Here is a 16,990-nt window from a genome sequence, read left to right on the forward strand (position 1 = left end):
TGCACCGCCCTCACCACGTATCGATGCAGGGTCGCTTCTTCGCCGTCCGCGTCGGCGGCTTCGGCACCGACCGCAGGCCTGCCATGATCCACCGCCGCGTCTCGGCGGGATCGATGACGTTGTCGATCTCGAACACGGAGGCGATCGAGACCGCCTTGCCGTTGGCGTAGAGCTCGGCGACCTTGTTGCGATAATAGGTCTCACGCTCGACGGGGTCGGCGATCGCCTCCATTTCCTTGCGGAAGCCGAGGCGGACGTATCCCTCCAGGCCCATGCCACCGAACTCGCCGGTCGGCCAGGCCGCGGTGAAGAACGAGGCGTGGAAGCCGCCGCCGATCATCGACTGCGCCCCGAGCCCATAGCCCTTGCGCAGGACGATGCCGAACAGCGGCACTGTCAGGCTCGCGCCTGTCACGAACATGCGCGAGACGTGGCGCACGATCGCCGTCTTCTCGGCTTCCGGGCCGACCATGAAGCCGGGCGTGTCGCACAGCGAGACGATCGGCAGATCGAAGGCGTCGCAGAGCTGGAGGAAGCGCGCGGCCTTGTCGCCGGCATCGGCGTCGATCGCACCGCCAAGATGGCGCGGATTGTTGGCGATCAGGCCGAACGGCTTCCCCTCGATGCGGATCAACGCGGTGATCATGCCGACGCCGTAGTCGCGGCGCAGCTCCAGCACGCTGTCCTTGTCCGCGACGAGGTCGATCACGCTGCGGATGTCGTAGACGCGCAGGCGGTTCTCGGGGATCGCGCGGCGCAGCAGCCGCTGGTCGGCGGCCTGCCAGTCCGTCACCTCGCCCTGGAAATAGGACAGGTATTTTTGCGCAACGGATGTCGCCTCCTCTTCGTCCTCGACGAGGATGTCGATGACGCCGTTCGGCGACTGGAACGTAACAGGACCGACCTCGGCCGGGTGATAGACGCCGAGCCCGCCGCCCTCGATCATCGCGGGGCCACCCATGCCGATCGAGGCATTTTTGGCGGCGATGATGACATCGCAGCAGCCGAGCATCGCGGCATTGCCGGCGAAGCAATAGCCGGAGACCACGCCGATGACCGGCACAAGACCCGAGAGTCTGGCGAACTGCACGAAGGACGGACCATCGAGCCCGGTCATGCCGAGCCGGTCGGTATCGCCAGGCCGGCCGCCGCCGCCTTCGGCATAGAACACCAGGGGCACGCGCCAGTCTTCCGCGAGCGTCAGCATGCGGTCGATCTTCTTGTGGTTCATGTGGCCCTGCGTGCCCGCGAGCACGGTGTAGTCGTAGGCCACGACGATGCAGCGCCCGCCCTCGGGCCCGAACTTCTCGGCGTTGACGGTCGCGACGCCCATGACGAGGCCGTCGGCCGGCGTGTTCTTGACGAGATCGTCGAGCTCGCGCCGGCGCCGCTGCGCCGCGATCGCAAGGCTGCCATACTCCATGAACGAGCCGTCGTCGACGAGCTGCGCGACATTCTCGCGCGCGGTGCGCTGATTGGTGTTGCGGCGGCGCTCGACCGAAGCAGGGCGATTTTCGTCGAGCGTGTTGGCCTGGCGCGCGATCAGTTCGGCGAGATCGGGACGGATGTGGTCGAGATCGATATCGGTTTCCGTTGCAGACGCATCAGCCGCAACCTCGAGCGGCTGCAGATACATGATCGGCTCGCCATGCATCAACGTGACACCGTCGCCGGCGAGTAGCTTCATGACACGGCCGCCCTGCTCGGCCATGACCAGATGTTCCATTTTCATGGATTCAATCACGGCGAGCTGCTGGCCCGGACGCACGATCTCGCCTTCCTTCACCTGGATGGTGACGATGGTTCCCTGCAAGGGTGCTGCGACCATCACCGTGCCTTCGGGCACGATCTGTGCGGTATGCGCCTCGATGCCGGGACCGCCGCTTCGCTCCGTCGCCGCAAAATAGAGTGGTTTGGCCGCGCCATCGGCGGCTTCGACGAGCTTGCCGATGTTGCGATCGATGAAGTCTGTCGCGATGCGGTTAGCCCTGAAATCGGGATGCGCCAGCACGGCCTGGAGGAAAGCGATGTTGGTGACGACGCCGTCAATTCGAAACTCGCGCAAGGCGCGCGCGGCTTTGGAGACAACGTCGTGCCAGGCTTCACCCGGCGTATGCACGATGACCTTTGCCAGCAGCGAGTCGAAGGCGGCGCTGGTCTTGTAGCCGGCGTAACCGAAACTATCGACGCGGACACCGGGGCCTGACGGCGGCTCGAACACGGCGAGCACGCCGCCGGTCGGGTGTGTCGCCCCCAACTCGTCCAGCGTCTCCATGTTGACGCGGAGCTGCATGGCATAGCCGCGCGGCTTCGGGATCGAGCCTTGCGCCAAGCCGAGCGAGGCAAGCGAGGCACCGGCGACGACCGCGAGCTGGGCGCGGACCAGATCGAGGCCCAGCACCTCTTCGGTCACGGTGTGCTCGACCTGAAGCCGCGGGTTGGCCTCGATGAAGGCAAAACTGTCGTCGGCAGTGCCGTCGACCAAGAACTCGAACGTGCCGAGATTGTCGTAAGACGCGGCCACGGCGAGTTGCTTCGCCGCCTCGCTGATACGGCCACGCAAGCCGTCGCTGAGCGACGGGCTCGGCGCCACCTCGATCAGCTTCTGGTGCCGGCGCTGAATGGTGCATTCGCGTTCCCAGAGGTGGGAGATCGCGCCGTGGCGATCGCCGATGATCTGCACCTCGATATGGCGCGCCTGCCGGATCAACCGCTCGGCATAGACGCCGTCGAAGCCGAACGCGGCCTTGGCCTCGGACTGGCAACGCGCATAGGCCTCCGCGAGATCGGCAGCGCGCTCGACCACGCGCATGCCGCGCCCGCCGCCGCCGGCCATCGCCTTGATCACGATCGCCGGCTTGCTGCCGAGCGAGGTGAAGAACGCCGTGATGTCCTCCAGCGAGGAGGGCCCGCTGGTGCCGGCGATGATTGGCACGCCGTAGCGCTTTGCCAGTTGCCGTGCCGCAACCTTGTCGCCGAACAGTTCGAGCGCCGCCGGCTTCGGCCCGACGAAGGCGATGCCTGCATCGACGCAGGCCTTCGCGAACGCAGCGTTCTCGCTGAGGAAGCCGTAGCCGGGGTGCACGGCGTCGCAGCCTGCGCTCCTCGCCGCCTTCACCACGGCCTCAATGTCGAGATAGGCCCGCGCGCCGCGGCCGGGGATTTCGACCGCCTCATCGGCAAGGCGCACATGCAGCGACAGCGCATCGTCCGCGGGATGGATCGCGACCGTCGCGAGGCCGGAATCGGCTGCGGCGCGCGCGATGCGGATGGCGATCTCGCCGCGATTGGCGATCAGGAGCTTCTTGAACGACATGCAGCGTCTCCATGCCCGCGTGCCCAAGCGCGGGTCGGCCGGTCCGATTGTTCTGCTTCGTCACTTTAACCGAGGCCGTCAAGGGCAAGAACGCCGGTCCCGACGACCGTTCCCGCCGGCCGGAATTTCAGTCGGTCGCGCGTGCCGTGATGAGGCGAATAATCCGCGCCACGGCAGACGGGATCGGCGCGATGACCGGCACGGTGAAGATCGGCTGAAGCTCGCGCGCGACTTCGCCCAGCGGCCCGCCGCCGATGATGACCGCCTCCGCGCCATCCTGCGCGATGCAGGCCTCGACCGCGCCCGCGAGCGCTGTTCGCAGCCGCGCCGGATCGCGCATCAGCTCCTGCGGATCGCCCTCCGCGAAGCGGACGCCGGTGTAATACGATCGCAGACCCAGCGCTTCCGGCCGAGCGTCGATCTTCGCTTCCAACAGCGGCGTCGTGGTCGCCACGCCGAAGCGGCGGCCGTTCTCGGCGGCTGCCACCATCGAGGACTCACCGATGCCGACCGCGGGCAGTTTCATCGCGGCCTTGATGCCGGCCAATCCGGGATCGCCGAACGCCGCGACGATGATACCGTCGCATGCATGCCGGTTCGACTGCGATATCTCCAGAACTTCGGCGGAAGCTGCATCCAGCGCATCCGGCGTCACGATCATTTGCGGCGCGCGCGTTGCGGTCGCGCCGTCGATGTCGAAGCCGTCGACGACGGTCGACCTCGCGATGGCGACCATCATCTCAGTGGTCGCCACGGAACTGTTCGGATTGATCAGGAGAATGCGCGCGCGCCGATCAGAACTCTGATTCATCCCCTGCTATACTAGGCCGCCCGCACCCCCGCAACGAAAGCACTGACCTCGTCTTCCAGCGATTGCAGCTTCTGCGACAGCCGGCCACTCGATTGCAGCACGAGGCCGGCGGCCTGGCCGGTCTCCGCCGTCGCGTCGGTCACACCCGAGATGTTCTGCGAAACCTGGTCGGTGCCGGAGGCAGCCTCGCGTACGCTGTGGGCGATCGCCGCGGTCGCGGCGCCCTGCTCCTCGACGGCTGCGGCGATCGACGAGGAAATCTCGTTGACCTCCAAGATGGTCTTGCGGATGCTGTCGATGTTGCCGACGACCTGGTTGGTCTCGGCCTGGATCGCGGTGATCTGCGCGCCGATCTCGTCGGTCGCCTTCGCGGTCTGGCTCGCCAGCGACTTCACTTCGCTTGCCACCACCGCAAACCCCTTGCCGGCCTCGCCGGCGCGCGCTGCCTCGATGGTGGCGTTAAGCGCGAGCAAATTGGTCTGCGAGGCGATCTGGTTGATGAGGTCGATGACCTCACCGATCTTGTGCGCGGCGGCGGCCAGCCCCTGCACGGTGTCGTTGGTGCGCTGGCCGTCGGCGGCGGCCTTGTCGGCCACGCTTGCAGCCTGCGCGACGCGCTGGCTGATCTCGGTGATCGAGGACGACAGCTGCGCGGCGGCGGAGGCCACCGTCTGCACGTTGCTCGAAGCCTGCTGACAGGCGGTGGCGACGAAGCTAGCACGGTCGGTCGCCTTGTCGGCGGTCTCGGACATACCCTGCGCGGCCTGCTGCATCGCGCGCGCCTCGTTGAAGACGTCGCGGACGACGGCCTGAACGTTCGCCTCGAACTTACCGGCGAGGTCGGTCATCGTCTTGCGCTTCTCCTCGTCGGCCTTCTGCTTCGTCTCCTGCTGTTCGGCGTGCATCCGGCCGACCGCCGACGCATTGTCCTTGAACACGGCGAGCGCCTTGGCGAGCCCGCCGATCTCGTCGCGACGGTCGGTATGGGGCACGTCGAACGCGCTGTCGCCGGAGGCGAGGCGCTCGGTGAGCGCGGTGATCTTCGCCAGCGGCCGGGTCACGCTCCGGCCGATCACAAAGGAGGCGCCGAGCACGAGCACGAACACGACCAGGCACACCAGGGCGAAGGTCATCGCATTCTGGCGGAAGACGGCGTCGACGTCGTCGAGATAGATACCGGTGCCGATGATCCAGCCCCAGGGCGCAAAGCCCTTCACATAGGAGATTTTCCCGACCGGCTGGTCGAAGCCGGGCTTCGGCCAGAGGTAGCTGTAGAAGCCCGCGCCCTGCTTTTTGACGACGTCAACGAAGCCGACGAACAGCGCGTTGCCGGATGGATCCTTCATCCCGGAGAGATCCTTGCCGTCGAGCTCGGGCTTGATCGGGTGCATGACCATCTTGGGGGTCATGTCATTGAGCCAGAAATACTCGACCTTGTCGTAGCGCAGGCTCTTGATCTCCGCGATCGCGCCGGCCTGGGCCTGCTCGCGTGGGAGTTTTCCTTCGCTCTCGAGCTTCTGGTAGTGCGCCAGGATGCCGTAGCCGACGTCGACCATGTGCTGCGTCTTGGCCTCACGGTCCGCGATCATCTGCGCGCGCAGGGTCGATAGCGCGATCGGCGCCAGCGCGATCATGCCAAGGAGGCTGATGCCGACAATCAGGACCAGCTTGAAACTGATGCGGGAGAAAAACATCGGAGCTCGCAAGAATTGGAAGGGCTGATATGCCAGTTTATCCCGCGCCCCTTAGCAAAGCTTTAAGCATTCGGGTTCCCCACCACCCGCAAAACTCCGTAGGATCCTACCGGCATGCTGCGGACGGCCTCGCAAGCTCGCGAGGCTGGCTGCATCCGAGATGCGAACTCTTCAAAACTAGAAGACCTCGACATCGCCCCTCCGAGCGTTGACTTGCAGGGGGCTCTGACGGAACGATCGGTGCAGATCATCAGCGCCGGTCGGGGCGTAGGCGCAGCCAGAGGCCAGAGGTTCAATGCATCAATCGACATCGACAGGGTCCCTCGAGCTTCCGGCGCTGAGCGCGGCGGAGCGGCTCTTCATCTGGGGGTTTCGGGCCAAGGCGCGCAGCGGAAGCGCTGTTCCGACCGCGGCCGATATCCAGCAAGTCTACGACCACTTTCGCGTGGGCGACGCCGTGCCTTCGCTGGAATGCATCATCGAGATCTTTGCCTGCACGGCGCATACGGCCATCGCGGTGCACTGCCCGACCTGCCCGCGCATGTCCGACAGCGAGCACGGCATGTTGCGGGCGATCGCCGCCGCGCAGAAAGAGCGCGACGATATCGCGCGCGAGCAGTTCGAATGCTGGCTGCCGCCGGTCGGCGCCGATTGGGCTCTCGCGCCGGTGCGGGGGCTTGCAACGATCTTCCGCATGGCGGGTCTCATCCTGCCCGACCGGCACGTTCCGTCTTTCGACCATGACCGGACGATGGCGATGAAGAGCTGGCTGGTCGGAAGCCCCACCTTGCACTGACCGGGATCGCGCATGATGCATGATAGTTGCGGCTTTGTGCCCGTCACGGAAGCCGGCCAGGCGCGGCTCTGTCCGCTCCAGGCCGCGCTTGCGACGCGGCCTAATGTCGAGAGCTACGATGATTTTGGCCGCGTCACGCTCTCGCTGTTGCGGTTCATCGCTGCCGCCTATGCGACCGGCGCGTCCGATTGCTGGGAGGCGGCCTATCGCTTTGCCGACGAGGCGCCTGGCATCGCCGACAGCCCGCTGCTGGTCGCACGCGTTGCCGCGCTGGTCAGAATTCTGCGCAGAGGCCGGCCCTGCCAATTGTGCTTCATGCCGCCGTCGTGCCGGCGCCTGTCGCAGGACGAAACGGAATTGATGCGACTGCTGGCGGTGGCACGCGGCAACCAGCCGGGTGAGCTCGAATCCGCCGTCTGCCAGTTCGTCGGCAACGAGAACGGGATTGCGACGACGAGGGCCGTCAACGCGCTCGCGTTCTGCTGACACCTTAGCGGTCCTGCCAGATCACCGTGCTCGCCTCGCGCAATTCGCTTGAGGTGATAGCTTCACCGATCGGCAACACAGGTCTCCATGATCCCGTCGAGCTCCGCCTTTGAGAGCACGCCGAGCTCGGCGATGAAGACGATCCGCGCACGCGGCGCGCCCGACATCGGCACTTCGCCAGGGGCGAGCGTGGCGCGGCCGGCGGCGAATTGAAACACCATCTGGCGCCCGGGCTGCTCGACGGTCTCGAACAGGCCTTTTGCCCGCGCGAGTTTTGGCGCAAGCCGGCCGATCGCCTGCTGCAGGCGGACCAGCGAGATCGGCTGGTCCGACGTCCAGCTCAGCGTTTCGAAGCGTTGCTCTGCCGGACGTTTCGGTCCGGGCTCGCGTAACGGTGGCGCGCGATCGACGGTTGCGGGAAACAGCAGCGCGGAAGGAATCTCGCCGTGCGGCGCATCGACCACCACGGCAGGAACGCGTTGCGCGCGGATGGCCTCGCGCATGCGGGAGCCCGCGCCCTCGTTCGCCAGATCCAGCTTGCTCAGCGCCACGATGTCGGCGACGCGCAATTGCGAACGATGCAGCGCGTCGTCCAGGGTGGCGGGCGGTGTCGCCGCGTCCATCACGCAGAGCACCGTTTCCAGCGGCGCCTCGCGCACGATCACGGGATCCATCAGGTTACGGACGATGTCGGCGGGATCGGCGACGCCGCTGGTCTCGATGACGATGTATTCCGGCTTCGGATCACGCCGCAGCAGCGTCGCGAGCGTGTGCAGCAGGTCGCCTTCGAGCGAGCAGCAGATGCAGCCATTGGCGAGGCTGACCACGCCGTCGCTCGCGCCCGCGATCAGCTCGGCATCGATGTTGATCGCGCCGAAATCGTTGACCACAGCGGCGATCCGCCGCCCCTCCGCATGCGCCAGCAGATGGTTGACGACCGTGGTCTTGCCGGCCCCCAGAAAGCCCGTCACCAGGAGAATGGGGACCGGCATGTCTCAGCCCCCGACGACGGGCCGGCGCACGGGACGGCCGGGCCGCGCCGCCACGTCCAGCACGCCATCTATGATCAGCATCTGGCCGCTGACCACGAGGTGCCGCACGCCCTCGGAGGGGCGGTTCATCGCCGTGAAGGTCGCGCGGTCCGAGAGCTTCTCGTAGTCGAACACGACGATGTCGGCATCGGCGTCCTTCGCGAGCCTTCCCTTGGCGCGCATCGCGGGCGTGCTCTGCGACAGGATTTCCGCGGGGATCAGCGCGCATTTGCGCACGCCTTCGAGCAACGACACGGTCTTGCGCTCGCGTACCCATTCGCGGATGAATTTCGTGAAGCAGCCGGCCGAGCGCGGATGCGAGGTGGCGTCATCCGGCAGCGGCCAGGCATCGCCCGTATAGGTCTTGCCGTCCGACGTCGTCCACGGCATCGCGTCGGACGCGATCGCGCCGCCGGGATAGAGCACCGACATGTCGAGGAGGTCGCGGTGATGCGCATTGTTCTCGGTGTCGAGGATGTGCCACAGCACCAGCGACGACGGCTCGTCGGCCTGCGCCTTCAAGAGCTCCTCGCGATCGCTGAAGCGATGGCCGTCGGTGACCCGCTGCACGGAATCGTAACCCGTGCCGTTGCGCTCGACGAATTCGGGGTCGCTGAAGAACGCCGCCGCCAGCACGGTCGAGCCGGTGCCGTAGGGATAGGCCTCGACGGTGATGGGCAGGCCCTGCGCCTGCGCTTTCGCGATCAGCACGCGGCAGCGCTCGACGTCGGTCTTGCTCGACGAGTTGAAATGGCAGATGTGCATGTGCGCACCGGTGGCGCCGGCATAACCGATCAGGCGGATATAGGCTTCCGCCGCGCTCTCGGGATCAACGCGCGACATGTAGGCGACATGGGTGAAGGTCGGCACGTCCTGCGCGGCCGCGAGCTGGCAGACCGCGGTCAGCTCCTGCACGCCGGCGCCCGGCGCATACGCGTTCAAGATGCCGATGCCGATGCCGCCCTCGTTCAGACCGCGCGAAAGGCGCTCCAGAATGCCCGATACCTCCGCATCGCTCGCGACGTTGTCCATCCAGCGGCGATCGCGCATGGCGTTGCCGAACGCCTCCAGCGAGCTCTCCGCATTGGAGCCCGTCATTGCACCGATGCGCGCAAAAGCCCAGTTGGTGGCGGCGCCGTAGTTCAGCACGCGCCCCTTCCGCGCCTGGCGCTCATACCAGGAGCCGACCGGCAGCACACCCGCTTCGAGATCGAGCGTCGTCGTGACGCCGTCGAATGCCTGCATGCGATCGGCGGGGAGCGACTGGCCATGCGCATGAAGGTCGATGAAGCCGGGCGCGACCACGAGGCCGGTCGCGTCGATCACCCGCTCCGCGCTGCCGAGCGAGGCGCCGACCGCGGCGATCCTGCCGTCCACCACCGCCACATCGCCAACCGCGTCCATTCCGCTGGCGGGATCCACCACCCGGCCGCCAGAGATCACCAAGCCGCTCATATTGTCGCTCCCTCACGCTGATTTCGCATCAAGGCAGATTCCGGGAGGGACGACCACCTCCACCGATGCCGACGCATCATGCTCGCAAGGAAGGCTCGAAAGGGGGGGTGCAATTTGCATGCGGGGCGCGGACACGCGCTCGCAGTCTCGCGGCAGGTTTGCCCGAGCTATGCTTCTCGCTTCACGCCCTCCAAGAAAGGGCGCAGGGAAGACCGGGCGCCGGCTGGCACCCATAAAAACCCCCATGCGAACTGATTGCACACGCAATGCACAGGGGAGACACAGGGCAGCCGAGACCAGGCCTTCCCTGCGCGATGGTTTGACGGCCTATGCCGCGCTCTCCCCGGAGACGAGTTCCTTCTTGCCTCCGTCACCTCCGCGAAATGCACGGCACCGCGCCGGTTGACGCGCTGACGCCTTCGCAAAGGCTTGACCGTAGCAACGACGGCCGGGACCACACGGTTTCGCCGTACGCGAGCTGACCCTGCTTCGCCAAGAGGCTTCGCAGGGCTTCGGCGCCGTCCGTCGATGCGGTTCGTGACATGCTCACGAGGTTCATCTCGCCCTGCACGCCACTCACCCGCCTTTAACGCCGCCCGCGTCCACCGCAACTCCCAACCCGCGTTCGTGACGACGTACGACCGCCTTTTTTGTGGGCTGGGATGGCCGACACATACGATATTTCCGAATTTCGGTAAAGTGGAATATTTTTGTGAGGAGGGGTTGACGGACTTCGGCTGTGTTGCCCGACAGGCAGCACAGATCAAGAAGATCGCGGCTTACAAGGCGGCACGAGTTCTGTGCACCGTCACCTTAACTCTAGCCCGCCCCGCGGAGGTGATTGACCCAAGGCCAAGCAATGGACCGCGAAGCAGCTCCGCCGTCTTCTCGCCCCCATTGTCATTCAGGGATGTAGCGGGGCGCTACGGTGGACAAAAGTTCCCAAAGGTTTCGTGTGATCGCTCGGCCTCTTCTGCAACGCGACCCCTGTCATTCTATTTCGCGCCGCGCTCTCCTCGGCGGATTTATGTCGGCAGGGACCGCCCTCGCGCTCGGCGGATGCGCCGGCTTGGGTGCGACCGGCGCGCGTTTCGACGCGTCATCGCTATCCCTTGACCCCACATTGCTCGTCACCACCACGCGCAAGCCGGTGAACGGCGGTCGCACGAAGCCCTGGTTCGGCCCGGAGCGCGCGACGACCATGACAGTCGCGCGGGCGAAGCTGGGGGCGCCGGATGAGAGCCGTCTTTCTCTCGCCTCGGTTGGAATTGGCGATTGGCGCCTTGACCGGGTCGAACCGGTGTCGGCCGACGCCGGCGATCTCGTCGCGCAGGCCGGCGGAGGAGACGTGCTGATCTATGTGCACGGCTTCAAGCAGACGTTCGAGACGGCGGTGCTCGATGGCGCCCATCTCTCCGACGGGATCAAGTTCCGCGGCCGGACCATGGTGTTCTCCTGGCCTTCCAAGGCAGGACTGTTCGACTATGCCTATGACCGCGACAGTGCGATGTGGTCCCGCGACGAGTTTGAGCGCGTGCTCTCCGCACTCGTGTCGGCGCCAGGCACCGGCCGCGTGAACATCGTTGCGCACAGCATGGGAACCATGCTGTCGCTCGAAAGCCTGCGTCAGCTCTATGCGCGATACGGCGACACAGTGACGAGCAAGATCGGCGCGGTGGTGTTTGCCGCGCCCGATATCGACATGGACGTGTTCTCGTCTGCGATCCACCGCATCGGTCCGCTTGCCGGCAAGATCACCGTGATCGCCTCCACGAACGATCGCGCCCTGGCGCTGTCGGGACAGATTGCAGGTGGAATGACCAGGGTCGGCGCCGCCGAGAAAGCCGTCATCGCGCAGCTCGGTGTGCGCGTGGTCGATGCTTCGCAGGAGGGCTGGGGCATCATCAACCACGATCTGTTTCTGTCGAATGCAGAAGTACAGCGGGTGATCCGCCGCTCGATCGACGGCACGATCGCTTAGGAGAGCGCCCGCGCCGAGCCGTGCGAACTGCGCACGCCGGTGGGGGCTACAAGCGGAAATGGCCGGTTTTCGAAGTGCCCGGTCTGGCAGGAGAAATGGCGCTCCCTAGGGGAGACGACCAGCCCCGAGTGCCCGCATTGAAAAATAAGCACAAATCAGCGCAGCTGTCCGTTCGTTCGTACCACCGGCTGTGACCACCAGCAAGTCCACTCGGGTCGCCTGCGCTAATCGCCGCGACACCGAGGGCGACCAGTCCGACTGCCACGAAGGTTGCGGCTCCCATCCGTAGGCGAACCAAGCGCCACACAGGACGGCCGCTGCCAGCTTCTAGGGTGTTCTCCCTTCCATCACGCTAATCTTCCAAGTGATCTTGAACTGATCACCGGGCTGCTCATGCAGTTGAAAGGCGCAGTGCATATTCGCGTGATTGATCAGATCGCCATAGGTGATGTCTTTGAGCCTGGTCGTGAACACCCTCCACAGCATCGCCATAGTCTGAATGTTGCTGCCGGTACTATCTGACGACATACCCTCATCGTGGATGCTCGCAATAAGGCCGTCCGCGAACGTCCCCATTTCCACGTCCGGCATCATCTTATCGCGCATTCTCGGGAGCATCTCTAAGATGCCGTCCCGCTGAGAAGCTGTCCCATGCCAGTTGAGCACTAGCCTACCGTTCACTGTAGCGATGATGTTGCCGGTGTTAGTTGCACCTGCCGTGAATGCCTCGCGCAAGTACTTCAGCTTGCGGCCTAGCCCGAACATAGCATCCTTCCCGGCCTGCTGTGTCTTTCGCGGAGCCACCGAGACTGATGCAGAAGCAGATTGAATAGCCTCTGCGGGAGCAGTGAGAATGTAACGCAGCGCCTTGCCAACGAGCCAGATCACCAGAGCCAAGATGCCAAGCGCTGCCCCTCCTAATACGGCTCCATCATCGAAGTGCTTCGCCTGCGTCGCTACGAGCCCCGCAGCACCAAAGAGCATCACCGCGATAACCAAGGACGCCCAGTGCAACACGAGACCCAACCTGCCCAGCTTAGTCGGAATGCTTTGGGCCGTGCGCTTGGCGCGTGCTTCACCCCAGAACAGAAGGCCCACGAAGGCAATCGTCAAGAAGAACCGAGGTGAAGTGATTACCTCTAAGGTGGCATTAATCTTGTCTGCGGTGGTTACCTGTATGTCATCGGGCGCAGGCGGAGTGGGGCTTTTGACGACGGGGTCCTTGCTGGGCGGCGGGAGGTTTGCTGGGGCGATTACAGGCGTGGGAGCGCTGTTTACTTTCGCTGCTTCGAAGCCCGTAGGAACGCTGGCCCACACGTCGTTGGTATTTGGAGATGACAGCGAGCCACCTCGGGACACGATTGATGCAAGGATTGCTATCCGCGCGGTGCTCTTTTCAAGTAAACATTGCTCCAGCCCCCCCGATCCGAGTGGGCCACAAGCTCTTTCTCTGTTCGATAACCACGCCCGCTGATCGCGGAGGAGCGGTCCTTGATCGACCTGGAGCGAGAGAGCTTTGCGAAAAATTTCGCCTAAACGGGTGTCTAGTTCATTCAGTTCCTGACGCGAACAAATGGCGCGTTCGATGGACGTAACGGCCCGCCCACAGTCAAAGCTCGCCGCGTTAGCCAACTGAGGTATTAGAAGACCCAACCCAAGAAGAATTGCCACTCGCATCGTTCTACCCCGCCTCGACTGCAACCAATCTCTAATGCAGCCTGTCTGGGGCGAACAAGCTGAGAGCAGGTTCCTCCTCAAGGAACAGCTGTGAAAACCGCGCGCTTGCCATCGACACCATTATAGCAGCGGGCGAGCCAATCTGCGAAGAGCGTCAGCTTGAGAGCATTGCAGATGCAAAAGGCGCGCGGAAGCGTTGCGGGCACAAGGCATGGGGGCATCCGCCATCGCAAAGAATCTCAAGATCGGCCGTGCATCGAGGCGTCCCCTGTTCTAGCCGCCTTCGTAGCCGAGGGACCCCGGGGCATCGAAACGCCCCGCGCTCCGCAAGGCTGTTGACAGGGTCGGCGACTGAGGCTCCTCCGGTTTACAGCTTCTCGATGGCCGTTTAGCCTCGGTGCAACCTTGGGGGTTGAAGGAAGAGCATGTCCAAACCAGTAAAAAAGGCTCCAACGAAGCCAGCGCCTAAACAACCTGTCGTAATTTCGTGTGTGAATCTCAAAGGAGGAGTAGGCAAAACAGCCATCGCTGTTAATTTTGCCGCTCACTGCGGCAGAAAAGGTCTTCGGACACTTCTCATTGACCTAGACCCGCAAACAAACGCGACGTTCTCGTGCATCTCCGTTCCAGATTGGGAAAAGCATGCCACTGCACATGGGACTGTGGCGAACCTTCTCGGCGTCCGTCAGCATACGAGCGCCGAAGGTAAGCTCAAAACCGCACAGGATGTGATAATCAAAAGTGTCTTCAAGAACGTTGATCTGATTCCATCGCACTTGGACCTCTTCACCATCGATCTAGATTTGAGTTCTGAAGTAGCGCGCGAAACACGTCTCCGTCGAGCCATCAAGGACGTGCTCGGCAATTATGATGTGGTGGTATGCGACTGCCCGCCCAACCTTACAATTCCAACTCAAAACGCTCTGGCAATCAGCACTCACTACGTCGTGCCAGTTTCTTTGGATTTCCTGTCGAGCCTTGGGATCGCTCTGTTGCTGACTAGAATCGCCAAGCTCTCGCAAGACTTGGAGAACCCTTTGGTTCACGCCGGGATTATTATCTCGCGTGTGGGACGCACGTCCTTTTTTCGAACTCAAACGGCACAAACCCTTCAGGCCCTCTTTCCAGGCATGGTATTCTCCACCCAGATCAGCGAGCGGACTTCTGTCGCAGAGTCTGCAGCTAAGAACTGTTCGATTTTTGGAATGCCTGATAATACCGCGATTGGCGAGTTTACCGCTCTGGGTGACGAACTGTTGGCAAAGCTGAAGACCAAATGAAAACTCACGAGATAGCAAAAATTCTTACCAATTTGGCGGAAGCACTACGGCTCGCTCCCAATGTGGAGCTAGAGAACTTGGTCTTGCGACCACCGTCGCGACCGAAACCGAGCGCCGCCGACGTTCCGATGGCCTTAGGTGCCTTGGTGGCATTGTCGCAATTTGACAAGGCTCAGTGGCGCGCTGTGATTGAAGAGTACAAATTTCCTCTGGAAGTCAAAAACACAGAATCCACTCGCGACATCGTGGGCAAGATACTGCGGCATCTGGAGCAAGACCCCGAGGCGCGACGAAAACTCAGGCATGCGGTTCAGCGTACCAAGTCTGAGGTAAATCCCGAACTGATGTCGGCGCTCAACGCTCTGCTGAAGTGATGTCACAACTGCTGAACGAGATAGACGCTAATCACGCCGCCTTTTTCAAAGATTGGACGGCGCAGGCTACGCAGAATTGGAAGCACCTTCATGCGAACCCCATCTATCAGGATAGCTATCGAAGGCTGAGCGCCCTTCAAGCGCTAAAGGCGTACTTAGTGGCGCCGCACTACAGCAAAGGAAGCGCTGCTTTTTTTCTCGAAGCTCACAATGATGCTCTCGTCTCACATGTGAATGCTTCGGTCGGCGCTTGGCGTGCTGCTCTGCAAGCCTTGCGCAGCAGCATCGAAAACGTACTCTGCTCAATCTATTATAATGATCATCCTGTTGAGCTGGAACTCTGGGAGGCCGGTAAGTTCATCATCGGCTTCACCGATTTGATCAAGTACCTTGAAAAACACCCACGCTTGACGTCGATACCAGAAAATGTGTCGGGCCTCGGTTTCCTAAAGAGCGAGTACGCATTGTTGTCTAAGGCCGTTCACGGATCGGCGGTCGATTTTCGCATGACCGACCCTGTTGCAGACGTGCTGCTCTGGAGCGTTGATCCAATCAAAGCATCCATGTGGTCCACAAGGGAAAAGCGGACTGTCGAAGGCATCTCCTTGCTGATGGCCTCGATTCACAGCCAGCATCTGCAAGGAACGAAACTTACACCCTTGCGCGAAATCTTAGGTCTCAGCATAAGCGCATCAAAGCGCACCGCGCTGCGCCAATCTGCAGGCGTGAACATCCGATCCCCGTAGCGGGTCGTAAAGACCGCGCGCTATGCAAATTGGAATCCCCGGGATCCCGAGAAGCGGCTTGTCTATAATCTAAATGCTCGATAAGGTCTTTTACAGACGTTTCTGGAGGCTGCTGTGATGACCGAACGCACCCTAATCTCCTACATCCGAGTCTCGACTTCCCAACAGGGGCGCTCAGGGCTGGGCATAGAAGCGCAGCGGCAGACGCTCGCTCACTTCGCTCAGGCTGAGGGGTTCACGGTAGTGCGTGAGTTCGTGGAGGTGGAGACCGGCAAGGGCGCTGATGCTCTGGACCGCCGACCGCAGCTAAAGGCGGCCCTCGCTGCCGCAAGGAAGCTCAGATGCCACGTAGCTGTAGCTAAGCTGGACCGTCTCAGCCGTGATGTTCATTTCATCTCGGGCCTAATGGCGCACAAGGTGCCCTTTGTGGTGGCCGAGCTTGGTCCGGACGTTGACCCATTCGTCCTGCATCTGTTTGCCGCTCTCGCCGAGAAGGAACGCGCGCTCATCTCCACCCGCACTCGGCAGGCCCTCTCGGCTGCTAAGGCCCGTGGCGTCACCCTGGGCAATCCGAAGCTCAACGTGGCCCGTAAGAGCGCAGTGGAGGCCGTGAAGGCCGAAGCTGACCGTTATGCTACCAACGTCCTCCCCATCATCCGCGAGGCACAGAAGGCGGGTGCGAGCACGCTCAGGCAGGTGGCAGAAGCATTGAATGCGCGCGGTATCCCTACGGCGCGCGGCGGGCGCTGGTACGCGCAGTCCATCGCAAACATTCTGGAACGGGCTTGAACGGGAAACGGCAGCCAGCTGCTGCCCAGCTAATCGGCAGCTAAGGGACTCCGGCTCCCGGTGGGCCCCTCGGCCTATCGTTGCTGGGGCCCCGGCTTCGAAAAGCTCGGGCTAAAGCCTTTGGCCCCCTGCTCAGCTGAACAGGGCGGTGTGCTTCGCTAGGAGTACCGTGCGGGGCCCAACATGCCCGCGCTCAATAGGAACAGGCGCACCGCAAGAGCTCACTGGCGCCGATGCCGCTGGGGGACTCAGCGGAGTCCTCTGGTGGGCGCTACAGCGAGCCGCGGTCTTGCCTGGGCGTAGCGTCAAAGGCGCCCACGGGCTTCCTAGAGTCCTACAGGGGCATTCGCGGGGATGCCCCTTATCCACCCGAAGCTAGATCATGAGCCGTTTGCACAGATATGGCGGCGATCCTAGTCGAGCCTGCTGTTCGGCCCGGTGGACCGGTCACAGTGTAAGCCTACGCGGTAGGCCGCAGCGCGCTGATCTTTCCAGTTAACCGTTAGAGCTCGTCGGACTCCTCGGTTTTCGGCTTCATCGTCGCAGCGAGCACT

Annotated in this window: 13 protein-coding genes; 7 read left to right on the forward strand and 6 right to left on the reverse strand. The window is 63.2% G+C overall.

The features are described from left to right. Window positions 1-10: 10 nt before the first annotated feature. From ABIB90_RS39225 to ABIB90_RS39235, 3 genes are all read right to left on the reverse strand, one after another. Entirely contained in the window at window positions 11-3,316 is a 3,306-nt protein-coding gene (locus tag ABIB90_RS39225; RefSeq protein ID WP_354202726.1) for an acetyl-CoA carboxylase family protein, read from the reverse strand. A 127-nt stretch (window positions 3,317-3,443) separates the two neighbouring features. After that, complete coding sequence (locus ABIB90_RS39230; RefSeq protein ID WP_007596583.1) at window positions 3,444-4,127, reverse strand: aspartate/glutamate racemase family protein; 684 nt, start codon at window positions 4,125-4,127, stop codon at window positions 3,444-3,446. An 11-nt stretch (window positions 4,128-4,138) separates the two neighbouring features. After that, window positions 4,139-5,821, reverse strand: a complete 1,683-nt coding sequence (locus ABIB90_RS39235; protein WP_354202728.1) for a methyl-accepting chemotaxis protein — start codon at window positions 5,819-5,821, stop codon at window positions 4,139-4,141. 295 nt (window positions 5,822-6,116) lie between these two features. Here ABIB90_RS39235 and ABIB90_RS39240 point away from each other — a divergent pair, with 295 nt between their 5' ends. Then, window positions 6,117-6,617, forward strand: coding sequence for a hypothetical protein (locus ABIB90_RS39240; RefSeq protein WP_354169378.1), 501 nt, complete (start codon window positions 6,117-6,119; stop codon window positions 6,615-6,617). A gap of 12 nt (window positions 6,618-6,629) precedes the next feature. After that, the gene (locus ABIB90_RS39245) at window positions 6,630-7,103 is read left to right on the forward strand and encodes a hypothetical protein (RefSeq protein ID WP_354202729.1); all 474 of its coding nucleotides are present in this window, start codon (window positions 6,630-6,632) and stop codon (window positions 7,101-7,103) included. A 62-nt stretch (window positions 7,104-7,165) separates the two neighbouring features. Here ABIB90_RS39245 and ABIB90_RS39250 read toward each other — a convergent pair whose 3' ends face one another. Further along, window positions 7,166-8,095 (reverse strand): CobW family GTP-binding protein, encoded by a 930-nt coding sequence (locus ABIB90_RS39250; RefSeq protein WP_354202730.1) that lies wholly within the window; start codon window positions 8,093-8,095, stop codon window positions 7,166-7,168. 3 nt (window positions 8,096-8,098) lie between these two features. After that, the gene (locus ABIB90_RS39255) at window positions 8,099-9,589 is read right to left on the reverse strand and encodes an amidohydrolase family protein (RefSeq protein WP_354202731.1); all 1,491 of its coding nucleotides are present in this window, start codon (window positions 9,587-9,589) and stop codon (window positions 8,099-8,101) included. Between the two features lie 1,027 nt (window positions 9,590-10,616). Between ABIB90_RS39255 and ABIB90_RS39260 the strand changes: the two genes are divergently transcribed. Then, complete coding sequence (locus tag ABIB90_RS39260; RefSeq protein WP_007596595.1) at window positions 10,617-11,570, forward strand: alpha/beta hydrolase; 954 nt, start codon at window positions 10,617-10,619, stop codon at window positions 11,568-11,570. Between the two features lie 327 nt (window positions 11,571-11,897). Here the strand turns inward: ABIB90_RS39260 and ABIB90_RS39265 are convergent, their stop codons facing one another. Further along, window positions 11,898-13,241: a lysozyme inhibitor LprI family protein gene (locus tag ABIB90_RS39265; protein ID WP_354202733.1), complete on the reverse strand. Its 1,344-nt coding sequence runs from the start codon at window positions 13,239-13,241 to the stop codon at window positions 11,898-11,900. A gap of 431 nt (window positions 13,242-13,672) precedes the next feature. Here ABIB90_RS39265 and ABIB90_RS39270 point away from each other — a divergent pair, with 431 nt between their 5' ends. From ABIB90_RS39270 to ABIB90_RS39285, 4 genes are all read left to right on the forward strand, one after another. Beyond that, window positions 13,673-14,527: a ParA family protein gene (locus ABIB90_RS39270; protein WP_354202734.1), complete on the forward strand. Its 855-nt coding sequence runs from the start codon at window positions 13,673-13,675 to the stop codon at window positions 14,525-14,527. Further along, window positions 14,524-14,901: a hypothetical protein gene (locus tag ABIB90_RS39275; protein WP_354202735.1), complete on the forward strand. Its 378-nt coding sequence runs from the start codon at window positions 14,524-14,526 to the stop codon at window positions 14,899-14,901. The genes ABIB90_RS39270 and ABIB90_RS39275 overlap by 4 nt, the downstream gene beginning before the upstream one ends. Next, window positions 14,901-15,647 carry a hypothetical protein gene (locus ABIB90_RS39280; RefSeq protein WP_354202736.1) on the forward strand — a complete coding sequence of 249 codons (747 nt, stop codon included), beginning with the start codon at window positions 14,901-14,903 and terminating at the stop codon, window positions 15,645-15,647. Before ABIB90_RS39275 ends, ABIB90_RS39280 begins: the two co-directional genes overlap by 1 nt. Before the next feature lie 117 nt (window positions 15,648-15,764). After that, window positions 15,765-16,436 carry a recombinase family protein gene (locus tag ABIB90_RS39285; protein ID WP_354202737.1) on the forward strand — a complete coding sequence of 224 codons (672 nt, stop codon included), beginning with the start codon at window positions 15,765-15,767 and terminating at the stop codon, window positions 16,434-16,436. Window positions 16,437-16,990: the final 554 nt, after the last annotated feature.

The sequence above is a fragment of the Bradyrhizobium sp. JR4.1 genome (assembly GCF_040548605.1).
Lineage (GTDB): Bacteria > Pseudomonadota > Alphaproteobacteria > Rhizobiales > Xanthobacteraceae > Bradyrhizobium > Bradyrhizobium canariense.